The organism is Novosphingobium sp. GW835-FHT14H07 (genome assembly GCF_058793515.1).
The window spans coordinates 56,203-79,196 of record NZ_JBXAFX010000017.1 but is presented as its reverse complement, the minus strand read 5'-3'; the positions used below and the strand labels follow the sequence as shown (position 1 = coordinate 79,196).

Genomic DNA, 22,994 nt, shown 5'->3' with positions numbered 1-22,994 from the left:
ACCGCATACGTTGACGCAGACTGATCAGAACACTTCAAAATCCCCCTTGCAGACGGGGCGGGCCATACGTTTTTTTGGGTTTCCAACTCTCGGGGGTAGAGGGGCAACTCCCCCCTAACTCACCCCCAACTCTTGCAGACGGACGTGCGACTGTCAGAGGCTGCGGCGACGGCGCATGACGTCGGCGATGTGCACCGGGAAGGACAGCGCGATCGGGGCCGAAATCCACGGCCAGTCCGCTCCGACCAATGCGGCGCGAAGTCCAACAACGATCAGCGCTGCGGGAAGCAGCATGGTGAGGAGATCCCCAACGCTCCAACCGCGCCAACGCAGCCAGAGCGCTTCGAGCAGGAGTGCGGCGAGGACAATGTCGGCGGCGTGGCCCGAGGCGAAGAGCGCTTCCATCGTGCCGGGCGAGGCCCTTCCCTTAACCGAACGGTGCGTTGAGGCGGACGATTTCCCAGTTGAGCGCGCCGGCAACAGTGACCCAGGCGATGTAGGGTAACAGCAGCACCGCCGATAGGCGCGAGATGCGGCCGCAATACACGATCAGCGTGGCGATCGAGAGCCACAGCAGGCAGAGCTCCCAGAACGCCCAGTCGGGCCGCTGCATCCGGAAAAAGAGCAGGCTCCACAAGATATTGAGGAAGCCGTTCAGGGCGAACAGGCCGATCACCGTGTCCGACGTGCGGGAGCTGCGTGCCGCGCGCCAGGCTGCGACTGCGGCGATGGCGCACAGGGCGAAGATCGTGGTCCATGCGATCGGAAAGACCGGACGTGGCGGGGTGAAACCGGGTTTGATCAGCGCGTCATACCAGGGCCCGAGATCGGTGATCGTCCCCCCGACCATTGCCGTGGCGAAGGCGGCCAGCGAGGCGATGCCGATGGGAATGCCGGCAGGCATGAGCGAGGCGGGCTTCATCCGACTGCAGGCCTCAACCCGAGCAAGTGCGCGCAATCCTTGAGGAATATCCGCACGTGCGCCATCGGTTTGGCGCGCACGAGCTTCTTGTTCATGTAGGCCTGCCAGGTCAGTTGCTGCACGTCCTTGTCCGCGCACATTTCGACGAAGCGTTCGCGGCGCTTGTCGCTGGAGTACCAGAAGTACTGCATGATCCCGAGTATCCAGAACACGCGGCCATGTTCGCGCAGGAACGCCTTGCGCGCCCGCTTCAGCAGCGCAGGATTGCCGCTGGCAAGGAAAGCGTCGCCGGTTTGCGCGGCGATCCGCCCGCAGACCATGGCATAGTAGATGCCTTCGCCCGAGGCGGGAGCGACGACGCCGGCAGCGTCCCCTGCAACCAGCACATCGCGGCCATTGTCCCAGCGCTTCAACGGCTTGAGCGGGATCGGGGCGCCTTCGCAGCGGATCGTCTCGCAACCTTCAAGGCCGAGTTGATCGCGCATCTGCTTGACCGAACCGCGCAGGGAAAAGCCCTTGTTGGCGCTGCCGACGCCGATGCTCGACGTTTCGCCATGGGGGAAAACCCATGCGTAGAAATCGGGCGATAGCTTGCCCTGATAGAGCACGTCACAACGCGAGGCATCGAACCCTTGTTCGGTACTTTCAGGCGAACGGACGACTTCGTGATAGGCGAAGACGCACGGGTTACGTGTCGCACCAGGAATGTTTTCGCGCGCGACGCCCGAGCGCGCGCCGTCAGCGCCGATGACAAGACGGGTGCGGACTTTCCGAACCTCACCGCCACGTGCTTCGTGATAGCAGACGATTGCGCCGGGCTTGCCGTCACGCTCGATCCGATCGTAGGTGCCGACGCGGCGGTCGGCCCCGGCCTTGGCGGCACGGGCCCGCAGCCACTCGTCAAAGTGATCGCGATCGACCATGCCGACATAGCCGATCTCGCCCACCGGCATGTCCACCGCCCGGTTCGATGGCGCGACCATCCGCGCCGAGCGGGCGCGCGCCACGAGCAGCGATTGCGGCACTTCGAATTCCTCGAGCAGACGCGGCGGCACTGCGCCGCCGCAGGGCTTGATACGCCCTGCCCGGTCAAGCAGCAGGACCTTCCGGCCCATGCGTGCCAGATCCCACGCGGCCGTGGCGCCCGATGGGCCTCCGCCAATCACGACGACATCGTATTCAAGACTGTCGGTCATGCCCCTGCCGCCCCGAGTTGGGCGGGGATGCCCCGCCGGTGAGTGACCCGCATCGCGAGGATTGCCGAGACGAGGAACAGGCTCGCCTCGAATGCGAAGATGAGCTGGAAGGCCTGCGTAGCCTGTCCGGTCGCTCCGCGCACGAAATCGACGCCCAGAGCGCCGGTCAATCCGCCGAGGCCGAATGCGATGGCCTGGGCCGTGCCCCATACGCCCATGCGCACGCCTTCGCGAGTGCGCTTGCCCGCCCCGGCCAGTCCCATCATCGAGCCGATGGCAGAGACGGCGAAAGCACCGTTGAAGAAGCCGAGCGCGGCAATGTTCGCCGCCAGTGGCCAGACCGGACCCGCCTGGGCCGCCATGGCAAGCCCTGCCAAGGCGACAGCGGAGCCGATACAGCCAAGCATGGTCCAGATGCGCAGTTCGATGGGCATGCGCCCGGCAAAGGCACTGCCGCCAAGGCCCGTCACGATCATGCCGACGAGAACCCCGCCGTGCTGGACGCCGGAAAGGCTGGTCGACTGGCCGGGCGACATCTGGAACACGAGCCCGGCAAAGGGTTCGAGGATCAGGTCCTGCATCGAATAGGCGAGCATCGAGACGAAGATGAACATGGTGAAGCGACGCGACTGCGGATCGCCAAGGATTTCGGCAATGGCTTCACGCAAGGACGCAGGGGGCTCACGGCTTTCCGCTGAAAGGGCGCCGGTAGCCTTGGCCTCCAGCCCGATCATGGCGATGCAGGTGAGCGTGATCGCCGCAGCTACGACGCCCACTGCGACCATGAACAGGCGCTGTTCGGTGAACGGATCAAGCAAGGCTCCGGCAGTGCCCGCGGAAATGACGATGCCGAAGACCATCATGATCCAGGTGGTGGCAGCGGCGGCGGCACGGCGTTCGGGAGCGACACCGCTGGCGAGAATGGCAAGCATCGAGGTTCCCGCCGCACCAACACCGGCACCGATCAAGGTGAAGGCGACCGTGGCGAGGCCAATCCCGAGCATCCGCGCATCATCAAGCATCGTGGTTGCCTGCACCGCGAGCAGCGCACCAGTTCCGAGCATTGCCATGCCGCCGATGACCCAGGGCGTGCGCCGGTGGCCGAGATCGGAGCCGTGCCCCCAAAGCGGACGCGACAGTTGCACCATGTAATGCCATGCCACGAGACCTGCAGGCACGCCTGCCGCGAGGCCGTATTCCAGCACCATCAGGCGATTGAGCAGGGACGTGGCGATCATCACCATCGCCCCGATCGAGGCCTGCACGGCCCCCAGCCGGACAATCGAAAACCAGCCGAAACTGCGGTTCATCAGACATACCCTCCAAGGCCGAGTGCCGAGGCGAGCATGCCAAGCACGTAGAGTGACACACCGGTGGCGTTGTACCAAGGCGCATGGCGCGCAGGCGCCGACACCAGCCTTGGCATGAGCGCGAGCTGCGCGGCGAGCAGGACTGCGACCACCCCTGCGGAGATGTGGTGTCCCCACATGACCATCAGCGCAACGACGATCGCTTGCGGGATGGCCATGACGGCGCTGGCCAGCAAGGCGGCTGGCCTTTCGCCGAGCACCACCGGAAGCGAGCGCAGGCCGGTCGCCCGGTCACCCTCCACGGCCTTGAAATCGTTGAGTGTCATGATGCCGTGGGCACCGATGCTGTAAAGCACAAGGATCACGAGAACGTGCATCGGTGGCAATGATCCAGCCATCACGGCGGCGCCGGTAAACCAGCTCAAGCCTTCGTACGTGAGGCCGACGACGGCCGGGCCGATCCAGCCGCTGGTCTTCAAGCGGAAGGGCGGCGCGCTGTAGGCCCAGGCGCAGACGAGGCCGAACACGGTGGCGATCAGCACCCAGTGGCCGGAGAAGGCAGCGACCGCCAGCGACAGGACCGTCCAGCCGATGGCGATATAAAGGCCCCAGCGTCCGCCGATGCGGCCCGAGGGGATTGGCCTATCAGGCTCGTTAATCGCGTCAACGTGGCGATCGAACCAGTCGTTCACGGCTTGGCTGGTGCCGCAGACCAGTGGGCCGGCCAGAAGGATGCCGGCGATGAGGAAGGTCCAGCGGCTGAGGGGGGAGACGCCCGAAGAAACCACGCCGCACATCAGGGCCCACATCGGCGGGAACCAAGTGATCGGCTTGAGGAGTTCCAAGACGTCACGAGCCGCCGGAGGCGGCGTCAATCCAGTAGAGACTGCAGATTGCGCCATGGGCAAAGACTATGCCCATGCACCCCAAGCGTCAAATCAAATTGACACTCTATTCGTCAAGTGAATCTACCAGATTGCCAAGGCCATAGCGGTGGAGCTTCGAATAGAGGCTCTGCCGGCTGAGGCCGAGGATTTCCGCGGCCGATGCGCGGTTGTTCGACGTGTATTCGAGCGCTGCCTCTATGCAGAGACGCTCGATCAGGTCGGTGGATTCGCGCACGATATCGCGCAGCGACATGCGCCCGACGAGATCGGTAAGTTGTTCGACCGAACGCGGGGCGTCTGCGGTAACGGGAAGATCGCGCAGGCGCCGCCCGATCGGGCGAATCACGAAACCGTAGTGAGTCTGGTCGTCGCCGGTCTTGACGGCGGAGAGTTCGACCGGCTCGCCATCGAAGCCATCGCGTGCACCGACCACCGTGCTGACATTGCGGGCAATGTCGTGCTTGGCAAGCTGGCCGTCGATCAGATCGAGATCGATGCCTGGGCGCCCGACGAAATCCGCCAGCGGTCGCCCGCGCAGCTGATCGACGGTGGCGGCAGAGACAAGTTCGACAAAGGCCGGATTGGCGGCCTGGATGAGCATGCGGGCGTCTGTCAGCACGAAGGCATCCGGCATGGCCTCAATCACGCGCATCACCTCGCCCGACGCGTGTTCGGCGGCGCTGGCAGCACCCGACAGGCGGATGAGCAGGAACTGCCCGCCGCGTTCGCGAAAGCCGCTGGCCGAAAGCATTACGGCATCGGCGCTGTTATTGGGCTGCACCTCGATCGGGAGGACGCCCGGGGAAACGAGTGTCGACCCGAGGAAAGCGATCAGATGCTCGCGCGCGGGGCGGGAGAACAGCGCGGTAAGCTTGGCTCCCTGCAGCGTGCCGTTGCGGGCCTGGAACAGCTGGTGCGCGGCGCGGTTGGCCTCGCGAATGCGGAAGGCTTCGGCATCGACGATCAGCACCGGGTCGGCCGACTGGTCGAACAACATGCGGTAGCGCGCTTCGAGCTGGCGCAGGCGCAGATAATCGCGCTCAAGCGATTGCTGCGCCTGGAGGACACGCTGCTGCAAGGCCGCGGCATCGCGCATGTCCCGACCGATGGCGATGGCGTTCGTGCTTTCACCGAGGCGAACCACCACGAAACGCAGCGGCACTTCGCCTTCAGTCGTGATATGGTTGACCTGGCGCCAGTGCTGGGTCACGCCCTTGCGCGCATTGGCGAGCATTTCCATGACCTTGGCACGGCTTTCCACCGACACCGTATCGAGCCATTCGCGGCCGATCCACTGCTGCGCATCCGGAAATTCGCGCGGGTTTGCCGTCACGTCGACGATCCGCCCAGCTTCATCGAGGACCAAGGCAAGGTCGCCCGCCACCATCGCCAGGGTAGCTGCAGCGTCCGGCCCGAGCACCTCGAAATGGGTGCGGGCACTGGCGAAGGGCAGCTTCCCTTCGATGGAGTTATTGCGGGAAGGCATCAGTCGAGCCGGCTATCCGAGGGGAAATTCGGTGCGGACTGATCCGGCGCGTTTCCTGGCAACCAGCTTTTCAGCGAGGACAAGAGCCGATCGTGCATCGGGAGCGGTGCCATCGGCGCCAACTTCATCGACGATACCCGGATTGGCATTGACCATTCGTCCACCAATAAAGACCTGAACCCCGGGCGTCCGCGAGACGCTGCGAATGGAACAAATTAGGTCACTGAGATTCGCGTTAGTGCAATCGCAACTGACGGTCAACCCTATGACATCAAAGTGTCTTTCGGCGATAATCTGCAGCAATTCCTTACGCTTGGGTTCGATCAGCGCCTCGGTTTGCCAGCCGGCCCGGGCGAAGACTTCCTCGATCATCAATGTCCCGAGTGCATGCCTGTCACCGGGCATCGGGGAGAAGAGTGCGCTGCGGGCGCGATCCCCATCGGAGTCGTCGGCCGGAAAACGCAAGGCGACCTGTCGCATGACTTCCTGCAGCCGCCACAAGCCCATCGTCACATCGAGAAAATCGCACTCGTCCTCTTCCCAATGCTGGCCAAGCCGACGCGCGGAAGGGGCGAGCAGATCGACGAAGATCGATTCAATCGCGATGCCCCGCGCGATGAAGCCTTCGACGACCTCGAGCAACTCCTCCGCATCAAGATCAAGCGGCAGCGAGGCGAAGCTGGCGGCGTCGGCCGGATCGACCGAAAGCGTGCCGGTCACGCGCCCACGTTGCACGCCGGAAGAATGAGCAAGCAGGAGACGGGGAATGATCTGCTCCTCGATCAGGCTGTTGACCGACGCCGGGCCTCTGGCCGGCGAGGAACTGTGCCCATCCGTGTGGGTCGAACCTGGTCGCAGGCCCGGAGCACGCCTGCGACGTGTCCGCCTTGCTGCATTGGCGTTGGCCTCAGTCCCGTAAACAGTCGCCATGGCAGACCCCTCCGGCCTGTGGGCGATGATACGCCCGCCGGACTGTCGGATCGATAGTTCGACTCTGACCGGAGCCAACACTCTACGCCTGTAAAGTGTTGCTGACAAACCCGGATATGTCATTTTTATTTGTCGTCAAGATAGATTGACACTTGGACAAGGCGAGGCGTAGTCTCCGGTTCTCGAAGGCCTTGTGCCTCAGCCCGCGAAAGGGGCCGGATGAGAGGGGACGCGATCAGATTTAGAGCCGCAGGCCAAGGACTTGGCCCGCAGGCTGCGCGCCCGACGCTTTACACTGCGGAGGAACGCAAGAAGCGCGACTCCACGCGGTGGACGCTGGTGCAGGGCCTTCTCGCCCCCTTCCAGTTCCTGGTGTTTCTGGTCAGTTTGGCACTAGTTCTACGTAGTCTTGCGTGGGGCGAAGGGGCCATGGCTGCCGACGTCTCGGTCGTGGTCAAGACGTTTACGCTCTATGCGATCATGGTGACCGGATCGATCTGGGAAAAGGTCGTCTTCGGCAAGTGGCTGTTCGCCCGCGCGTTCTTCTGGGAAGACGTGTTCTCGATGCTCGTGATCGCGCTGCACACCGCGTACCTGGTGATGCTGCTGGGCCATTACGGCAGCTTCGAGCAGCGCATGCAGATCGCGCTGGCGGGCTATGCCGCCTATGTCATCAACGCTGGACAGTTCCTGCTGAAGCTGCGCGCGGCGCGGCTTGAAACCGGCCAAGCGGAGGCTGCAGCATGAGCGGCGAAAGCGTTCTGGGATGCGCTCCGGCAGCACAGCCGCAAGTCCTGCGCGAACGCGGACAGCGCGAGGTGTTCTGCGGGCTGACAGGTATCATCTGGATGCATCGCAAGATGCAGGATGCGTTCTTCCTCGTGGTCGGATCACGGACCTGCGCGCACCTGCTGCAGAGCGCGGCAGGGGTGATGATCTTTGCCGAGCCGCGCTTTGCCACGGCGATCATCGAGGAGCGCGATCTGGCCGGGATGGCCGATTGCCAGGACGAGCTCGACCGCATCGTCGACAAGCTGCTGACCCGGCGGCCTGAAATCCGCACGCTGTTCCTGGTGGGATCGTGCCCCTCGGAAGTGATCAAGCTGGACCTGAGCAAGGCAGCGCAGCGGCTTGATGCGAAGTTTGCCGGCTCCACCCGCATCCTCAACTATTCGGGCAGCGGCATCGAGACGACCTTTACCGAGGGCGAGGACGCCTGCCTGACGGCACTGGTGCCCGAGATGCCGTCAGCCGACGCAGGGGAGGCCGCCAACCTGCTCGTCGTCGGCGCCCTTCCCGACATCGTCGAGGACCAGTTCAAGCGGCTGTTCGACGAGCTGGGCATCGGGCCAGTGCATTTCCTGCCCGCCAAGCGCATGGCCGAACTGCCGAAGGTGGGGCCGAACACGGTGTTCCTGCTGGCACAGCCGTTCCTGACCGAGACGACCGGGGCGCTGCAGCGTCGCGGAGCCAAGCGGCTCGACGCGCTGTTTCCGTTCGGCGCCGAAGGCACGACCGACTGGCTGCGTGCGGCAGCAGAAGCGTTCGGGATCGACCGGATGCACTTCAACCGCGTTGTGGCTCCGGGCCGCGAACGGGCCAAGCGCGCAATCGCCCATCGACGCGAGCTTGAGGGAAAGCGCATCACGTTCCTGCCGGATTCGCAGCTGGAACTGCCGCTGGCGCGCTTCCTTCACACAGAGCTTGGCATGATGCCGGTGGAAGTGGGCACGCCTTACCTCAACCGCGAGCTCAATGCGCGCGAACTGGCGCTGCTGCCTGCCTCGACCCGGCTGAGCGAAGGGCAGGATGTCGACCTGCAGCTCGACCGCGTGCGGCTCGACCGCCCGGACCTTACTGTCTGCGGCCTGGGCCTTGCCAATCCGCTGGAGGCCGAAGGGCTTTCGACCAAGTGGGCGATCGAGCTGGTGTTCTCGCCCATCCACGGCTTCGAGCAGGCGGGTGACCTTGCCGAGCTCTTCGCGCGGCCTCTGCGCCGTCGCGACATACTGAGGGTATAGACGATGCAGCTGGCGGTCTGGACATACGAGGGTCCGCCACACGTGGGGGCGATGCGTGTCGCAACAGCGATGCAGGATCTGCATTACGTGCTGCATGCCCCGCAGGGCGACACTTACGCCGACCTGCTGTTCACGATGATCGAACGGCGCGGCAAGCGCCCGCCGGTGACCTACACCACCTTCCAGGCGCGCGATCTGGGCAAGGACACGGCGAGCATCTTCCAGAACGCCGCACGCGATGCCTACGAACGGTTTGCGCCCAAGGCGCTGCTGGTGGGTGCATCGTGCACCGCCGAACTGATCCAGGACGACCCGGCGGGCCTTGCCGAAGCGCTGGAGCTGCCCTGCCCGGTGATCCCGCTTGAGCTGCCGAGCTATCAGCGCAAGGAGAACTGGGGCGCGGCCGAGACATTCTACCGCGTCGTGCGGCAGCTGGTGGATCGGGACGTGCGTCCCTCCCCGCGCGAAGGTCGGCGTCCGCTGGTCAACCTGCTCGGCCCTTGTGCACTGGGCTTCCGCCATCGTGACGACGTGCTCGAAGTGCGCAAGTTGCTGTGGAACCTCGGTATCGACGTGAACTGCGTCGCCCCGCTGGATGCTGCGCCTGACGACATCCGCACGCTGGGCCGGGCCGATTTCAACATCGTGATGTATCCCGAAGTTGGCGGGGAAGCGGCGCGTTGGCTGGATCAGGCGCTGCACCAGCCGGCGATCCGCACCGTGCCGATCGGGGTGGGCGCGACCCGGGATTTCATTGCGGAAGTCGCTGCGCTGGCCGGCGTCGACGCAACGGAGGCCTTGGCCGACCCGCAATCGCGCATGCCGTGGTGGAGCCGTTCGGTCGACTCGACGTACCTGACCGGCAAGCGCGTCTTCATCTTCGGCGATGCCACGCACGCGATTGCCGCGGCGCGGATCGCGCATGAGGAACTGGGCTTCGAGATCTGCGGCCTGGGCTGCTACAACCGCGAATTTGCGCGCGAAATGCGCGCTGCGGCAGCGCTTTACGGCGTCGAGCCGCTGATCACCGACGACCATCTCGAAGTGGAGGACGCGATCCTCAATGCCTCGCCCGAACTGGTCTTGGGCACGCAGATGGAGCGCCATATCGCTAAGCGCTTCGGCATTCCCTGTGCGGTAATCTCCTCGCCGGTGCATGTGCAGGACTTCCCTGCGCGGCACAGCCCGCAGATGGGCTTCGAAGGCGCCAACGTGATCTTCGATACTTGGGTCCATCCGCTGGTGATGGGGCTGGAGGAACACCTGCTGACGATGTTCCGCGACGACTTCGAGTTCTCGGACGAGGCAGGGCCATCGCACTTGCATGGCGCGGCTCCAGTGGCACGGCAACAGGCGGAACCAGCGATGCCCTCAACCCGGGGCGAACTGGCCGAATTGCCGGCCGCGACCACCATCGCGTGGACCGCCGAGGCCGAGCAGGAACTCAAGAAAGTCCCGTTCTTCGTGCGCGGAAAGGTTCGCCGCAACACCGAGGCCTTTGCGCTTTCGCAAGGGCGCGGCGCGGTCGATCTGGCCACGCTCTATGATGCGAAGGCCCACTATGCCCGGTAGCCGCGCCCCTCAGGTCCGTGTCGCGATCGTCACGCTGGACAACCACCTCAAGGCTGGCGTCGAACGCGCCGACGCGCGACTGCGGCAGGACAATGTCAGCGTCACGCTGCATGCGGCGACCGATTGGGACCGGCCCGGCAGCAAGGCGCTGGAGGCGACCAAAGCGGCAATTGCACTGGCCGACATCGTGATCGTGACGATGCTGTTCCTTGACGATCACATCCGCGCGATTCTGCCGACGCTGGAAGCGCGGCGTGAAGATTGCGACGCGATGGTCTGCCTGATGTCTTCGGGCGACGTGGTGCGGCTGACGCGGATGGGCGGTTACCGTATGGACGCACCTGCCAAGGGGCCGCTCGCCATGCTGAAGAAGCTGCGTGGATCGGGCAAACCGGGCGCGAATTCCGGCGCGGGCCAGATGCGGATGCTGCGCCGCCTGCCGAAGATACTGCGCTTCATTCCCGGCACCGCGCAGGACGTGCGCGCGTATTTCCTGACGTTGCAATACTGGCTGGCCGGATCGGACGACAACGTGGTTTCGATGGTCCGGGCGCTGATCGACCGTTATGCCGCGGGCGAGCGTCTGACCCGGCGGGGCATGACCAGGGCCGAAGCGCCGCGAGATTATCCCGAAGTGGGCGTCTATCACCCGCGCACCGAGCAGAAGTTCTCGGACAGCCTGCGCTTACTGCCAACCCGGCAGGGCGCGAATGGCACGGTCGGCCTGCTGCTGCTGCGCTCCTACCTGATCTCCAAGGACGCAGGGCATTACGACGGCATGATCGCTGCACTGGAAGCGGCCGGCCTGCGCGTCATACCCGGCTTTGCCAACGGGCTGGATTCGCGCCCGGTGATCGAGAAGTTCTTTCTCAAGGACGGCGAGCCGGTGGTCGATGCGGTGATCTCGCTGACCGGATTCTCGCTGGTCGGCGGGCCCGCCTACAACGACGCAAAGGCGGCGGAAGAGATCCTCGGCCGCCTGAACGTGCCCTACATCGCGGCGCATCCGCTGGAGTTCCAGACGCTGGAGCAGTGGGGCGCATCGCGGCAGGGGCTGCTGGCGCTTGAATCGACCATCATGGTGGCGATCCCGGAACTCGACGGCGCAACGATGCCGACGGTGTTCGGCGGGCGTTCGGACGGTGCGGGCAAGGCTTGCGCAGGATGCGCCAAGGCGTGCGTTTTCGAGAGCACCGGGCCGGTCAACGCTATGCGTGCCTGCCCTGAACGGGTCGAAGCGCTGGCGGCGAAGGTCGTGAAGATCGTGGCACTGCGCAAGGCTGAGCGAGCACGGCGCAAGGTGGCGATCACCATCTTCAACTTCCCCCCCAATTCCGGGGCGACCGGGTCTGCAGCATTCCTTGCGGTGTTTGAATCGCTGCATGAGACGCTGAAGCGGATGGCGCGCGAGGGCTATCAGGTCGAAGTGCCCGAAAGCGTGGACGCGCTGCGCGATGCAATCCTGAAGGGCAATGCCGAGCGGTTCGGCGCCGACGCCAACGTCTACACCCGCATCGATGCCGACGAGCACGTGCGGCGCGAGCGCTACCTGGCCGAGATCGAGGCACAGTGGGGCCCTGCACCGGGCAAGATCCAGAGCGATGGCTCGCACGTCCACGTCCTCGGCGCGCGGTTCGGCAACGTGTTCGTAGGCGTACAGCCGGGGTTCGGCTACGAGGGCGATCCGATGCGCCTGCTGTTCGACGGCGACTTTGCCCCGACGCACGCGTTTTCGGCCTATTACCGCTGGATCCGGGAGGACTTCGGCGCCGATGCCGTGCTGCATTTCGGCACGCATGGCGCGCTCGAATACATGCCGGGCAAGCAGGTGGGCCTGACCGGCAAGTGCTGGCCGGAGCGTCTCTTGGGCGATCTGCCCAACTTCTACCTCTTTGCCGCCAACAACCCTTCCGAAGGCGTGCTGGCCAAGCGGCGTTCGGGCGCGACCATGCTGAGCTACCTGACACCGCCGCTGGCCCGAGCCGGACTCTATCGCGGCTTTGCCGATCTCAAGGCGAGCATCGAGCGCTGGCGCATGACAACGGACGAGCCGGAGCGCCGGGCGCTGGAAGAGCTGATCTGGGACGAGTGCGCCGCGCTCGACGTGACGGCTGAGAGCGTGCCGGAACTGAGCGCCAATCTCTATGAACTGGAGCGCACGCTGATCCCGCATGGGCTGCATGTTCTGGGCGAGGCCCCTGCCGGTGCGGAGCGCGCGGAACTTGTCGAAGCGCTGATGGAAGCGGGCGAGAGTTCGGCCGAAGCGATCGAGGCGGCGCTGGATTCCTGCGACGAACTTGGCGCGCTGATGCACGCGCTGGATGGCGGATACGTCCGCCCTGCCCCCGGCGGCGATCTGCTGGCCAATCCCGAAGTGCTGCCGACTGGGCGCAATCTCCACGGCTTCGACCCGTTCCGCCTGCCCACGCGCTTTGCCTGCGAACAGGGCAAGCTGCAGGCGAACCGGTTGCTGGCGCGCCACGCCGCGAACGGCGAGGCCGCTCCGGAAAGCCTCGCCATGGTGCTGTGGGGCACGGACAACATGAAGAGCGAAGGCGCGCAGATCGCGCAGGTACTCTCGCTGATGGGCGCGCGGCCGCGGATGGACAGCTATGGCCGCCTTGCCGGGGCCGAACTGATCCCGCTGGAGGAACTGGGCCGCCCGCGCATCGACGTGGTGGTGACGCTTTCGGGCATCTTCCGCGACCTGCTGCCGCTGCAGACGCGGATGCTGGCCGAAGCCGCACTGCTTGCTGCGAATGCAGACGAGCCCCTCGAGATGAATTTCGTGCGCAAGCACAGCCTTGCCCATCAGGCCGAACATCAATGCGACATGGAAACCGCCGCACTGCGGGTGTTCTCCAATGCCGAGGGTGCCTATGGCGCGAACGTCAACCAGCTGATCGAAGGGGGCGTATGGGCCGATCCCGACGAGCTGGCCAACGCCTTCGAGACGCGCAAGGGCTATGCCTATGGCGTCAAGGGCACGCCGGTGGCGCAGCGCGACCTTCTGCGCAGCGCGTTGAAGGACGTGGATTTCGTCTACCAGAACCTCGAGAGCGTCGAGGTCGGGATTACCGATCTTGACCAGTACGTCGACAGCCTGGGTGGGGTGAGCCGGTCGATCGCGCGGGCCAAGGGGGCAGAAACGCCCGTCTATATCGTCGACGCCACGGTGGGCGAAGCCAAGGTGCGCACGCTGGCCGAACAGATCGATCTGGAAACACGCACGCGCACGCTCAATCCCAAATGGTTCGAAGGGATGCTCAAGCATGGCTTCGAAGGCGTGCGCAACATCGAGCAGCACGTGACCAACACCGTGGGCTGGTCGGCCACGACGGGCCAGGTGGCGCCGTGGGTGTACCAGCAGATCAGCGAGACTTTCGTGCTCGACCCGGCGATGCGCGAGCGGCTTTCGCAGCTTAACCCGACCAGTTCAGCGCGGGTGGCAAACCGCCTGCTCGAAGCCTGCGAACGGCGCCTGTGGGAACCCGACGACGATACGCTCGAAGCGCTGCGCATGGCCAGCGACGAGCTCGAGGACAGGCTGGAAGGCGTGTTCACGGGGCATGCCCCTTCCACCATCACTTCCGCAATTGCGGCGGAATAGGAGTTTGCGATGAACCTGCTCGACCCAAGGGCGCGCTTCAGCCAGCCGGACGGCGAAGGATCGATGCAGGTCTCATTGGACCCGCGCGACGAGATCAAGGGCGCGAAGGTCTTTGCCGTCTATGGCAAGGGCGGGATCGGCAAATCGACGACTTCGTCGAACCTCTCGGCGGCGTTCTCCAAGCTTGGCCATCGCGTGCTGCAGATCGGTTGCGACCCCAAGCACGATTCCACCTTCACGCTGACCAAGAAGCTGATGCCGACGGTGATCGACGTGCTCGAAAGCGTCGAGTTCCATGCGGAGGAGCTCCGGCCCGAGGACTACATGTTCGAGGGTTACAACGGGGTGATGTGCGTGGAGGCCGGAGGACCGCCGGCAGGCACCGGTTGCGGCGGCTATGTCGTGGGGCAGACGGTGAAGCTGCTCAAGCAGCACCACCTGCTGGAAGATACCGACGTGGTGATCTTCGACGTGCTGGGTGACGTGGTGTGCGGAGGCTTTGCTGCACCGCTGCAGCATGCCGAACGCGCGCTGGTGGTGGCAGCGAACGATTTTGATTCAATCTTCGCGATGAACCGGATCGTCGCGGCCATTGGTGCGAAGGCGAAGAACTACAACGTGCGGCTTGCCGGCGTGATCGCCAACCGTTCTGCCGCGACGGACGAGATCGACCGCTTCAGCGAAGCGATCGGGATGAAGCGCCTGGCGCACTTCCGCGACGTCGACGCTATCCGCCGCAGCCGCCTGAAGAAGTGCACGCTGTTCGAGATGGAGCCTTCGCCGGAAGTGATTGCTGCGCAGCAGGAATACCTGCGGCTTGCACAAATGCTGTGGGATGGCGTCGACCCGGTTGTCGCCAACCCGATGAAGGACCGCGATATCTTCGACTTCCTGGGGTTCGAATGATGGCCACGCAATTTGCTCCCAACCGCTATGACAGCCAGCGCGAAAAGCTGGCCGCATACTTCGACGGCACGGCGCAGAAGGCGTGGATCGACCTGACCTCGACCGCGAAGGTCAGCGGCATTCGCGCAACCGTGCGGGCGGGGCGCGATGCGATGCGGGCGCAACTGCTCGGCTGGCTACCCGAGGATCTGCGAAGGCGCGACGTGCTGGATGCAGGTTGCGGAACTGGCAGCCTCAGCGTGGAAGCGGCCTGTCGCGGTGCCGTGGTGACGGCGATAGACGTGGCGCAGGGGCTGGTCGACATCGCGGCCGAGCGCGCGCCTTCCTATCTTGGCCATGGGCGCATCCAGTGGCGCGTGGGCGACATGCTCGATCCGGCCTTGGGCAGCTTCGACCATGTCGTGGCGATGGACTCGCTGATCCACTACACGTTGCCGGACATGGTCTGGGCGCTGTCGGCGCTGACCAGCCGTTGCACAGGCTCGATCCTGTTCACTTTCGCGCCCTACACCCCGCTGCTCGGCGCGATGCATACCGTGGGCAAGGTCTTCCCGCGCTCTGATCGTTCGCCCGCAATCGTGCCTATTGCCGAAAGCCAGCTGCGTGCAGCGCTCAGCCAGTTCGAAGGGTGGGAAGTGCGCCGGTCAGGCCGGATTTCGAGCGGGTTCTACAAGAGCCATGCGATGGAGCTGGTGAAGATCTGATGGCGCAGCGGCAGGCCCTTTCTGCGAAATGGAGCAAGGTGGCGCTCACCTGGCTGCCCTTCGCCGATGCGGCCAGCGCCGAGATCCCGCTGTCACGCCTGCTGCGTCTTTCACTGTTCCAGGTGAGCGTGGGCATGATGACCGTGCTGCTCAACGGTACGCTCAACCGCGTGATGATCGTGGAACTGGGCATTCCGGCATGGCTGGTCTCGCTGATGATCGCCATTCCGCTGCTCGCCGCGCCATTCCGCGCGCTGATCGGGCACAAATCGGACGTGCATCGTTCGGTTCTGGGCTGGCGACGGGTGCCATTCATCTGGTTCGGCACACTGATGCAGTTCGGCGGTCTTGCGATCATGCCGTTCGCGCTGCTGCTTATGGCGCGGCCCGAGCTTTTCGCAATTGGCACTGCGGCGAGCGCGTTGGCGTTCCTTCTCGCAGGCTTCGGCATGCACACGACGCAGACGGCTGGCCTTGCCCTGACCGGCGACCTTGTCGATGACGAGCGCCGCCCGCGTGCGGTCGCCCTGCTCTATCTGGCGCTGCTGGCGGGCATGATGATTGCTGCGCTGGTGATCGGCGGACTGCTGGCGCACTTCACGCCGACCCGTCTGGTGCAGGTGATCCAGGGTTCGGCGATCCTGACCTTCTTCCTCAACGTCATTGCACTGTGGAAGCAGGAGGCACGCAGTGCGACAATCGCTTCGGCTCAAACGCCGCGCCCCGCCTTTACCGACGTTTGGCAGAGCTTCGTGGCCGAGCCGATCACGATGCGGCTGCTGGTCGCGGTCGGGCTCGGGGCCACGGCATTCTCGATGCAGGATGCGCTGCTCGAGCCTTATGGCGGCGAAATCCTTGGCCTTTCGGTGGGCGCGACCACGTTCCTGACCGGTGGCTGGGCCTTGGGCGCACTGGCCGGATTCACGCTTTCGGCCCGGTGGCTCTCGCGCGGGATGGATGCGCTGCGGATTTCCGGGTTTGGCGCGGTCGTGGGGATCGCAGCATTCATGCTGGTGATCTTTGCCGCACCGCTCGCCAGCCCCGTCGCCCTGCTTGCCGGTGCGACCGCGATCGGTGCGGGCGCCGGGCTGTTCCTTGTCGGCACGCTGACCACGGCGATGACCTTGGCAACCGACAAGACGTCAGGCCTTGCCCTGGGCGCCTGGGGCGCGGTGCAGACGACGTTTGCCGGGCTTGCCATCGCCATGGGCGGGGTGCTGCGCGATATGGTCTCAAGCCTTGCCGTCTCGGACGAGCTGGGCCTGACGCTGGCCAATCGCGCCACGGGATATGCCACGATCTACATCATCGAGATCTGCCTGCTGCTGGCCACGCTCGTCGTGCTGGGCCCGCTCGTGGGCCAGACCCCGGCGGCTATCCGGCGGGAGGGACGAAGCTTTGGACTGACGGAATTCCCCACATGAGCAGCAGGGGCACAGGGAACGCGAAGAGGACACGCACATGAACTACGGCAATATCGTCGGCACGATCGATGCCGCTCAGATCGCGATGATAACCTTCATCGGGTTCTTCATCGCTCTTGTCTTCTGGCTCCGCCGCGAGGACCGACGCGAGGGCTATCCGCTGGAGGATGCGCTGACCGGGCGCCTGCTCAGCGAAGGCGGGCCGCTTTCGGCCGCCGCGCCCAAGACCTTCATCCTGCCATTCGGCAAGGGCACGAAATCCGTGCCCACCGGCGAGCGCGATCCGTTCGAAGTGAACGCCAAGCGTCGCGAGAACTTCGGTGGCGCACCGCTGAGCCCGGTGGGTGACGTGTTTGCCGCGGGCGTCGGCCCCGGCTCCTATGCCGACCGTGCCAAGTGGGCCGATATCGATGCCCACGGCAATCCGCGCATCGTGCCGATGGGCCTGGTGCCGGAAATCAGCGTTGCCACGGCCAGCACCGATCCGCGCGGGCTTCCCGTCTATGGCGCAGATGGCCTCAAGGCTGGCGTCGTCACCGACATGTGGGTCGACCGGGCCGAGCACATGGTGCGCTATCTGGCGGTGGATACGGGCGGCAAGACAGTCCTCGCTCCGATGCCGATGGCAGTGGTGAAGAAGAACGCGGTGATCATCGACGCTATCAACGCTGCCGACTTTGCCGGGGCCCCCTTCCCCGCCAATCCGGGCGAGATCACCCGGTATGAGGAAGAGCGCACGGTGGCGTACTTCGGCACCGGCTACCTCTATGCCAACGAAAACCGGCTGGAACCGCTGATATGAGCGAGTACGACCACGAGCCGATCCGCGGGCTGCCGGGCGATCTGCCCGCCGGCGAGAGCATCCTGTGGCAGGGCTCGCCCGATTGGCGAACCTTTGCCCGCAGCGCTCTGCACTCCCGCTGGGTCAGCGGCTATTTCGCAGTGCTGGCCCTTTTCGGCCTCGCCAACGGCAAGCTGTTTGGCGCGGGCGCGGCCGTGGTCGGCGGGGCAATCACGCAAGGCTTGCTGGCAGTGTTCGCGATCGCCGTGGCGAAGACGACGGTCTACACGATCACCAACCGCCGCGTGGTGCTGCGCATCGGCGTGGCGCTCAACAAGTGCGTGAACCTGCCGCTGGCGATGATCGGCTCGGCGGATCTACGGCCGCAGGGCGGCGGGCATGGTGACATTGCGCTGACACTGACCGGACGGCACCGGCTTGGCTTCGCCATGCTGTGGCCGCACGCGCGGCCGTGGCGGCTTGGCCAGCCCAGCCCGATGTTGCGCGCCCTCCCCGACGCGGCAGCCGTCGCCAAGGTTCTCGCCAAGGCCTGCTCGGCAGTGGTGCCGAACGAAGCAGCAGCGTTGCGGTCCAAAGCTGTGCCGGTGCGTGACCATGGCCTGCAGGGAGCGGCGGCATGAGCTCCCACCATGGCAGCTTGGTCCATGACCACGAGAACACCGTCCCCCGCCCGGCGCTGATCCTGGCAGGGGCGCTGGTGGCGACAACGCTGGCGCTGACCGCGCTGGTGCGCGTCGGCGTGCTCGAGCGGGAGGCGGTGCCGGCCGTGGCACGCGCGCGGGATAACGTGGCGGCGCTGGAGGTGCGGCATCTGGCATTCGAGGACCGGGCGGATGGAGCCGTCGTGGTCAAGGATGCCGATACAGGGTCGACACTCGCCGCGATGATCGGCGAGAACGATGGCGGCGGGTTCGTGCGCGGCGTGATGCGCGGCATGGCTCGCGAAAGGAAGATGAAGGGGATCGGCCCAGCGGCACCCTTCGAACTGACGCAGTGGGAGAACGGATCGCTCTCGCTGCGCGACCCGGCGACGGGGCGTTCGATCGAGCTTGGCTCGTTCGGCGCGACCAACCGGGCCGCCTTTGCCAAATTCCTCAGTGGGGTCAAAGCAAAGGGCAATCAGGCATGATCCGCGCCCGCGCCTTCGAAGTGCCCTGCCGCATAGCGGTGGAGCAGAGCGAGGCGCATTTCCACGCGCATGTCGAGCTGGCGGGCAATCTGTCTGTCGAGCCCGGCGACAAGGTTCGCGTTCATGGCGAACCGATCCGCGTGGCCTTCGGCGAAAGTGCCGTGTTCGAGCGGACGGCTACCGTCGTCCGCGCAGGCCCCCTGCTGCGGGGGTGGATGCGGCTTGTCGCCTACCTTGGCCTGACCGAGCTTTACGAGGTCAGCTTCAATCCTGGGAGCCTGAGATGAACGCGATCACACTCGAACGTCCCGTGGCAGCGCCGGAGCGCGCGCCCAAGCCCGACGTGCACAAGATGGTGCAGCATGAAACCGTGCTGAGCCCGCGCTTCTACACCACCGACTTTGCCGCGCTCGATTCCATCGACGTCTCGCTGGTGCGCCAGGAATGGGACGAGCTGATGGCCGAGATGGTGAGCGATCCCAACAAGAAGCACTTCAAGCGCCAGGAAAGCTTTGCCGGGGTGATCGAGGGGCTGGAACCGGAGCTGCGGGCGGAGTTCCTCGACTTTCTGGTGAGCTCGCTGACCTCGGAGTTTTCGGGCTGCATCCTCTATGCCGAAATGGCGCGGCGGACCAGGAATCCCGACATGAAGCTGCTGTTCAAGCTGCTGGCGCGCGATGAAAGCCGCCATGCCGGATTCATCAATGAATCGCTGAAGGATGCCGGCATCGGCATCGACCTCGGCTTCCTGACGAAGGCCAAGAAATACCATTATTTCAAGCCAAAGTTCATCTTCTACTCAGTCTACCTGTCCGAGAAGATCGGGTATGCGCGCTACATCGCAATCTATCGCCAGCTGGCCGCGCACCCCGAACTGCGCTTCCATCCGATCTTCAACTGGTTCGAGAGCTGGTGCAACGACGAGTTCCGTCATGGCGAGGCCTTTGCCCTGCTGCTGCGCGCCGACCCGAAGCTGCTGACGGGCATGAACAAGCTGTGGGTTCGGTTCTTCCTGCTCGCGGTCTATTCGACGATGTACGTGCGCGATCATGCGCGGCCGGTGTTCCACAAGGCGCTGGGCCTCGATCCCGAGACCTATGACTACCGCGTGTTCGAGATCTGCACCGCAATCAGCCGTCAGGTGTTCCCGGTCGAACTCGACACAGATGATCCTCGCTTCCGCCGGGCGATGAAGCGGCTGCTGGTGGCGAGCCAGAAGATCGAAGAGGGCAAGAAGCGCGGCGGGCTTTCCGGCGTGCTGATGCGGGCTTCGGGTGCTTTGGGGGCCGGCACGAACTTCGCGCGGATGTACCTGTTGCGCCCTCGCCGCAACGAACTGCCTGCCACGGTACGGATGCAGCCCGCGTGGTAAGCTGGACCGGCCACGTCCTGCCGGTGATCGCCACGATCGTGGTCTGGTTCCTTGCGACCGGCCTGATCGCTTGGGCGGACAACCGCGAGCGCCGCACTTTCCCGCGCAGCCTGAAGCTGGCGGGAATCGCGGGCGTCGGCGGGCTGGCAGTGGTGGCCTGGTCGATGAACAAGCCGACGCTGATCGGGGTCTATGCCGCGTTTGCCGGAGCGATCCTGCTCTGGTCGTGGCACGAGATCAGCTTCCTGACGGGAGCGGTGACCGGTCCGAGGCGCGAGGCTTGCCCCGCCGAAGCGCGCGGGCTGGAGCGGTTCTTCCACGCCGTGAGTGCGGTGGCCTGGCACGAGATCGCGCTGGCGCTGAGCGCCATCGGGTTGATCTCATTGAGCTGGAACGCGGCAAACCAGATCGGCGCGATGACGTTCACGCTGCTGCTGGCGATGCGGCTTTCGACCAAACTGGTGATCTTCTTCGGCGTGCCGAACATGAGCACCGAGATCTTTCCGCCGCACCTCGCCTACCTCAAGACCTATTTCGGGCCGCGGCGCTTGGGAGCGGAACTTTTTCTCGCGATTGCAGCAACTTCCGCTCTTGCGGTGTGGCTCGGTTTGATCGCGATCAATGCGCCTGAGGGCAGCGCCAGTGCATCGGGCGCAAGCCTGCTCTTCGCGCTGGCCGCCCTTGGCGCACTCGAACACCTGTTTCTGGCCCTGCCGATCCGCGACGGGGCGCTGTGGGGTTGGGCCTTGCCCAGCCGCCGCCCTGCCAACTGACCGCAAAGAAGAATTCACGAAGAGGACCGACGACCATGGACTACGAGGGCTACTTCAAGGGGGAACTGGACGCGGTCCGGGGTGAAGGGCGCTATCGGATCTTTACGGAGATCGAGCGCAAGTGCGGCAATTTCCCGCACGCCACGCGCTATGTCGATGACCGGACCGAGCAGGTCACAGTGTGGTGCTCGAACGACTACCTTGGCATGGGGCAGCACCCCGCAGTTCTTGAAGCCATGCACAACACGCTCGACGAATGCGGCGCGGGCGCTGGCGGTACGCGGAACATCTCGGGCACGAACCACCATCACGTGCTGCTGGAACAGGAACTGGCCGACCTCCACGGGAAGGAAGCGGCGCTGCTCTTCACCTCGGGTTATGTCTCGAACTGGGCGGGTCTTGGCACGCTGGCGGCGAAGATCCCCGGCTGCGTGGTGTTTTCGGACACGCTCAACCATGCCTCGATGATCGAAGGCATCCGCCATTCGCGCGCCACTTGCCGGGTGTGGCGCCATAACGATGTGGCGCATCTCGATGAGCTGCTTTCGGAATACGGGCCGGATGTGCCCAAGCTGGTCGCGTTCGAAAGCGTCTATTCGATGGACGGCGACATCGGTCCGATCGCCGAGATCCTCGACGTCTGCGAGAAGCACGGCGCGATGAGTTACATCGACGAAGTTCACGCGGTGGGGCTCTATGGCCCGCGCGGCGGTGGTGTCGCAGAGCGCGAAGGCCTGATGGACCGGATCACCGTGATCGAGGGGACGCTGGGCAAGGCGTTCGGCGTGATGGGCGGATATATCGCGGCGTCAGAAGCGCTGTGCGACTTCATCCGCACTTTCGCCAGCGGGTTCATCTTCACGACTGCGCTGCCCCCTGCCCTTGCCGCCGGTGCCGCTGCCAGCATCCGTCATCTGAAGACGAGCGAGATGGAGCGGGCCCGGCACAAGGAGCGTGTGGCGACCGTCCGCCGCCGCCTCGACGCGATCGGGATTCCGCACCTGCCCAACCCCAGCCACATCATTCCGGTGATGGTGGGCGACCCGCACAAGTGCAAGCGCATCAGCGACTGGCTGATGGACAACCACGGCATCTACGTCCAGCCGATCAACTACCCTACCGTGCCGCGCGGGACCGAGCGCCTTCGCATCACACCCTCGCCGGTGCACAGCGACGGTGACGTGGACAAGCTGATCCATGCGCTGAGCGACATCTGGTCGCAGTGCGAATTGGCGCGGCGTTCGGCTGCCGCCTGATACTGCTGCTACGTTAAAGGGGTGCGGACCATGATGGTCCGCACCCCTTCTTGCGACCCGAAGGGACCGAGGTCAGTTCGGAGCCTTGAGATAGGCAATGACGTCGGCACGGTCCTGCGCCTTGGACAGGCCGGCGAATGACATCTTGGTACCCGGCACGACGCGCGCGGGCTTTTCCAGATACTGGAACAGCTTTTCCGCAGACCAGGTGATGCCGCTGTTCTTGTTGGCGGCCGAATAGCTGTAGCCCGCCTCTGAACCCGCCTTGCGCCCTACGACACCGGCGAGCGACGGACCGATCATGTTCTTGCCCGCTTCGAGCGAGTGACAGGCCTGGCACTGGGCAAAAACGGTCTTGCCATGCGCGGCATCGCCGGTCAGCGAAGCGAGCGTCGCGCCATCGAGCGTGTCTGTCGAATCTGCTGTCGGCGCAGCGGCGCTGGTTGCTGCTGCAGGGGCCGCAGCAGTGGTTGTTTCAGCAGGCTTTGCCGCTGAGTCGGCTGCGGTCTTGTCAGAGCTGCCGCCACCGCCGCAAGATGCGAGGAGCAGGGTCGCAGTTGACAACGCAAGGTATTGAAAAACTTGCCTCATATGCATCCACCCTTATTCCGTGTAGCAGCATGATTGGACCACACGGCGGCAAAGTAAAACACTCATCGCAGCGCTCCGCAACACGGTATTTCGGGCCGGATCA

General features: G+C 64.9%; 22 protein-coding genes. 14 read left to right on the top strand and 8 right to left on the bottom strand.

Going from position 1 to position 22,994, the window contains the following annotated elements:
* Positions 1-153 precede the first annotated feature (153 nt).
* The 7 genes from AC1Q5P_RS15240 to AC1Q5P_RS15210 are packed head-to-tail and all read right to left on the bottom strand — an operon-like array spanning position 154 to position 6,521.
* Positions 154-405, bottom strand: a complete 252-nt coding sequence (locus AC1Q5P_RS15240) for a hypothetical protein (RefSeq protein WP_062347683.1) — start codon at positions 403-405, stop codon at positions 154-156.
* Positions 406-427: 22 nt separating this feature from the next.
* Positions 428-922, bottom strand: coding sequence for a TspO/MBR family protein (locus AC1Q5P_RS15235; RefSeq protein WP_492519379.1), 495 nt, complete (start codon positions 920-922; stop codon positions 428-430).
* Positions 919-2,118, bottom strand: a complete 1,200-nt coding sequence (locus AC1Q5P_RS15230; RefSeq protein ID WP_492519378.1) for a geranylgeranyl diphosphate reductase — start codon at positions 2,116-2,118, stop codon at positions 919-921. Before AC1Q5P_RS15230 ends, AC1Q5P_RS15235 begins: the two co-directional genes overlap by 4 nt.
* A complete protein-coding gene (locus tag AC1Q5P_RS15225) occupies positions 2,115-3,428 on the bottom strand; it encodes a BCD family MFS transporter (RefSeq protein ID WP_492519377.1) in 1,314 nt (437 codons plus the stop codon). Before AC1Q5P_RS15225 ends, AC1Q5P_RS15230 begins: the two co-directional genes overlap by 4 nt.
* Positions 3,428-4,330 (bottom strand): chlorophyll synthase ChlG, encoded by a 903-nt coding sequence (gene chlG, locus AC1Q5P_RS15220; protein ID WP_492519376.1) that lies wholly within the window; start codon positions 4,328-4,330, stop codon positions 3,428-3,430. Before chlG ends, AC1Q5P_RS15225 begins: the two co-directional genes overlap by 1 nt.
* Before the next feature lie 49 nt (positions 4,331-4,379).
* A complete protein-coding gene (ppsR, locus tag AC1Q5P_RS15215) occupies positions 4,380-5,801 on the bottom strand; it encodes a transcriptional regulator PpsR (RefSeq protein ID WP_492519375.1) in 1,422 nt (473 codons plus the stop codon).
* 12 nt (positions 5,802-5,813) lie between these two features.
* Positions 5,814-6,521 (bottom strand): cobalamin B12-binding domain-containing protein, encoded by a 708-nt coding sequence (locus AC1Q5P_RS15210; RefSeq protein ID WP_169745738.1) that lies wholly within the window; start codon positions 6,519-6,521, stop codon positions 5,814-5,816.
* Between the two features lie 429 nt (positions 6,522-6,950).
* On the opposite strand from AC1Q5P_RS15210, the gene bchF reads away from it, so the two are divergent.
* From bchF to hemA, 14 genes are read left to right on the top strand one after another with little or no spacing between them, the layout of a single operon-like run.
* The gene (gene bchF, locus AC1Q5P_RS15205; protein ID WP_082734775.1) at positions 6,951-7,478 is read left to right on the top strand and encodes a 2-vinyl bacteriochlorophyllide hydratase; all 528 of its coding nucleotides are present in this window, start codon (positions 6,951-6,953) and stop codon (positions 7,476-7,478) included.
* A complete protein-coding gene (locus AC1Q5P_RS15200) occupies positions 7,475-8,752 on the top strand; it encodes a ferredoxin:protochlorophyllide reductase (ATP-dependent) subunit N (RefSeq protein WP_492519374.1) in 1,278 nt (425 codons plus the stop codon). The genes bchF and AC1Q5P_RS15200 overlap by 4 nt, the downstream gene beginning before the upstream one ends.
* 3 nt (positions 8,753-8,755) lie before the next feature.
* Positions 8,756-10,324: a ferredoxin:protochlorophyllide reductase (ATP-dependent) subunit B gene (gene bchB, locus AC1Q5P_RS15195; protein ID WP_492519373.1), complete on the top strand. Its 1,569-nt coding sequence runs from the start codon at positions 8,756-8,758 to the stop codon at positions 10,322-10,324.
* On the top strand, positions 10,314-13,934 hold the full coding sequence (locus tag AC1Q5P_RS15190) for a magnesium chelatase subunit H (protein ID WP_492519372.1): 3,621 nt from the start codon (positions 10,314-10,316) through the stop codon (positions 13,932-13,934). Before bchB ends, AC1Q5P_RS15190 begins: the two co-directional genes overlap by 11 nt.
* 9 nt (positions 13,935-13,943) lie before the next feature.
* Positions 13,944-14,840: a ferredoxin:protochlorophyllide reductase (ATP-dependent) iron-sulfur ATP-binding protein gene (gene bchL / locus AC1Q5P_RS15185; RefSeq protein WP_039336591.1), complete on the top strand. Its 897-nt coding sequence runs from the start codon at positions 13,944-13,946 to the stop codon at positions 14,838-14,840.
* A complete protein-coding gene (bchM, locus tag AC1Q5P_RS15180; RefSeq protein ID WP_492477592.1) occupies positions 14,840-15,544 on the top strand; it encodes a magnesium protoporphyrin IX methyltransferase in 705 nt (234 codons plus the stop codon). The genes bchL and bchM overlap by 1 nt, the downstream gene beginning before the upstream one ends.
* A complete protein-coding gene (locus AC1Q5P_RS15175; RefSeq protein ID WP_082013435.1) occupies positions 15,544-16,968 on the top strand; it encodes a BCD family MFS transporter in 1,425 nt (474 codons plus the stop codon). Before bchM ends, AC1Q5P_RS15175 begins: the two co-directional genes overlap by 1 nt.
* 37 nt (positions 16,969-17,005) lie before the next feature.
* Positions 17,006-17,770: a photosynthetic reaction center subunit H gene (gene puhA / locus AC1Q5P_RS15170; RefSeq protein WP_062343176.1), complete on the top strand. Its 765-nt coding sequence runs from the start codon at positions 17,006-17,008 to the stop codon at positions 17,768-17,770.
* Complete coding sequence (gene puhB / locus AC1Q5P_RS15165) at positions 17,767-18,390, top strand: photosynthetic complex putative assembly protein PuhB (RefSeq protein WP_492519371.1); 624 nt, start codon at positions 17,767-17,769, stop codon at positions 18,388-18,390. Before puhA ends, puhB begins: the two co-directional genes overlap by 4 nt.
* Positions 18,387-18,899 carry a photosynthetic complex assembly protein PuhC gene (puhC, locus tag AC1Q5P_RS15160; protein WP_492519370.1) on the top strand — a complete coding sequence of 171 codons (513 nt, stop codon included), beginning with the start codon at positions 18,387-18,389 and terminating at the stop codon, positions 18,897-18,899. The genes puhB and puhC overlap by 4 nt, the downstream gene beginning before the upstream one ends.
* Positions 18,896-19,186 (top strand): hypothetical protein, encoded by a 291-nt coding sequence (locus AC1Q5P_RS15155; RefSeq protein WP_427464364.1) that lies wholly within the window; start codon positions 18,896-18,898, stop codon positions 19,184-19,186. The genes puhC and AC1Q5P_RS15155 overlap by 4 nt, the downstream gene beginning before the upstream one ends.
* Complete coding sequence (gene acsF, locus AC1Q5P_RS15150; RefSeq protein ID WP_492519369.1) at positions 19,183-20,271, top strand: magnesium-protoporphyrin IX monomethyl ester (oxidative) cyclase; 1,089 nt, start codon at positions 19,183-19,185, stop codon at positions 20,269-20,271. Before AC1Q5P_RS15155 ends, acsF begins: the two co-directional genes overlap by 4 nt.
* On the top strand, positions 20,265-21,044 hold the full coding sequence (gene puhE / locus AC1Q5P_RS15145; RefSeq protein ID WP_492519368.1) for a putative photosynthetic complex assembly protein PuhE: 780 nt from the start codon (positions 20,265-20,267) through the stop codon (positions 21,042-21,044). Before acsF ends, puhE begins: the two co-directional genes overlap by 7 nt.
* Positions 21,045-21,079: 35 nt before the next feature.
* A complete protein-coding gene (gene hemA / locus AC1Q5P_RS15140) occupies positions 21,080-22,300 on the top strand; it encodes a 5-aminolevulinate synthase (RefSeq protein WP_492519367.1) in 1,221 nt (406 codons plus the stop codon).
* A gap of 72 nt (positions 22,301-22,372) precedes the next feature.
* Here hemA and AC1Q5P_RS15135 read toward each other — a convergent pair whose 3' ends face one another.
* Positions 22,373-22,864 (bottom strand): c-type cytochrome, encoded by a 492-nt coding sequence (locus AC1Q5P_RS15135; RefSeq protein ID WP_492519366.1) that lies wholly within the window; start codon positions 22,862-22,864, stop codon positions 22,373-22,375.
* Between the last annotated feature and the right edge of the window lie 130 nt (positions 22,865-22,994).

Coding starts and splice junctions, on each gene's coding strand:
- AC1Q5P_RS15240 (WP_062347683.1), bottom strand. CDS start 405: ATGGAAGCGCTCTTCGCCTCGGGCCACGCCGCCGACATTGTCCTCGCC.
- AC1Q5P_RS15235 (WP_492519379.1), bottom strand. CDS start 922: ATGAAGCCCGCCTCGCTCATGCCTGCCGGCATTCCCATCGGCATCGCC.
- AC1Q5P_RS15230 (WP_492519378.1), bottom strand. CDS start 2,118: ATGACCGACAGTCTTGAATACGATGTCGTCGTGATTGGCGGAGGCCCA.
- AC1Q5P_RS15225 (WP_492519377.1), bottom strand. CDS start 3,428: ATGAACCGCAGTTTCGGCTGGTTTTCGATTGTCCGGCTGGGGGCCGTG.
- chlG (WP_492519376.1), bottom strand. CDS start 4,330: ATGGCGCAATCTGCAGTCTCTACTGGATTGACGCCGCCTCCGGCGGCT.
- ppsR (WP_492519375.1), bottom strand. CDS start 5,801: ATGCCTTCCCGCAATAACTCCATCGAAGGGAAGCTGCCCTTCGCCAGT.
- bchF (WP_082734775.1), top strand. CDS start 6,951: ATGAGAGGGGACGCGATCAGATTTAGAGCCGCAGGCCAAGGACTTGGC.
- AC1Q5P_RS15200 (WP_492519374.1), top strand. CDS start 7,475: ATGAGCGGCGAAAGCGTTCTGGGATGCGCTCCGGCAGCACAGCCGCAA.
- bchB (WP_492519373.1), top strand. CDS start 8,756: ATGCAGCTGGCGGTCTGGACATACGAGGGTCCGCCACACGTGGGGGCG.
- AC1Q5P_RS15190 (WP_492519372.1), top strand. CDS start 10,314: ATGCCCGGTAGCCGCGCCCCTCAGGTCCGTGTCGCGATCGTCACGCTG.
- bchL (WP_039336591.1), top strand. CDS start 13,944: ATGAACCTGCTCGACCCAAGGGCGCGCTTCAGCCAGCCGGACGGCGAA.
- bchM (WP_492477592.1), top strand. CDS start 14,840: ATGGCCACGCAATTTGCTCCCAACCGCTATGACAGCCAGCGCGAAAAG.
- AC1Q5P_RS15175 (WP_082013435.1), top strand. CDS start 15,544: ATGGCGCAGCGGCAGGCCCTTTCTGCGAAATGGAGCAAGGTGGCGCTC.
- puhA (WP_062343176.1), top strand. CDS start 17,006: ATGAACTACGGCAATATCGTCGGCACGATCGATGCCGCTCAGATCGCG.
- puhB (WP_492519371.1), top strand. CDS start 17,767: ATGAGCGAGTACGACCACGAGCCGATCCGCGGGCTGCCGGGCGATCTG.
- puhC (WP_492519370.1), top strand. CDS start 18,387: ATGAGCTCCCACCATGGCAGCTTGGTCCATGACCACGAGAACACCGTC.
- AC1Q5P_RS15155 (WP_427464364.1), top strand. CDS start 18,896: ATGATCCGCGCCCGCGCCTTCGAAGTGCCCTGCCGCATAGCGGTGGAG.
- acsF (WP_492519369.1), top strand. CDS start 19,183: ATGAACGCGATCACACTCGAACGTCCCGTGGCAGCGCCGGAGCGCGCG.
- hemA (WP_492519367.1), top strand. CDS start 21,080: ATGGACTACGAGGGCTACTTCAAGGGGGAACTGGACGCGGTCCGGGGT.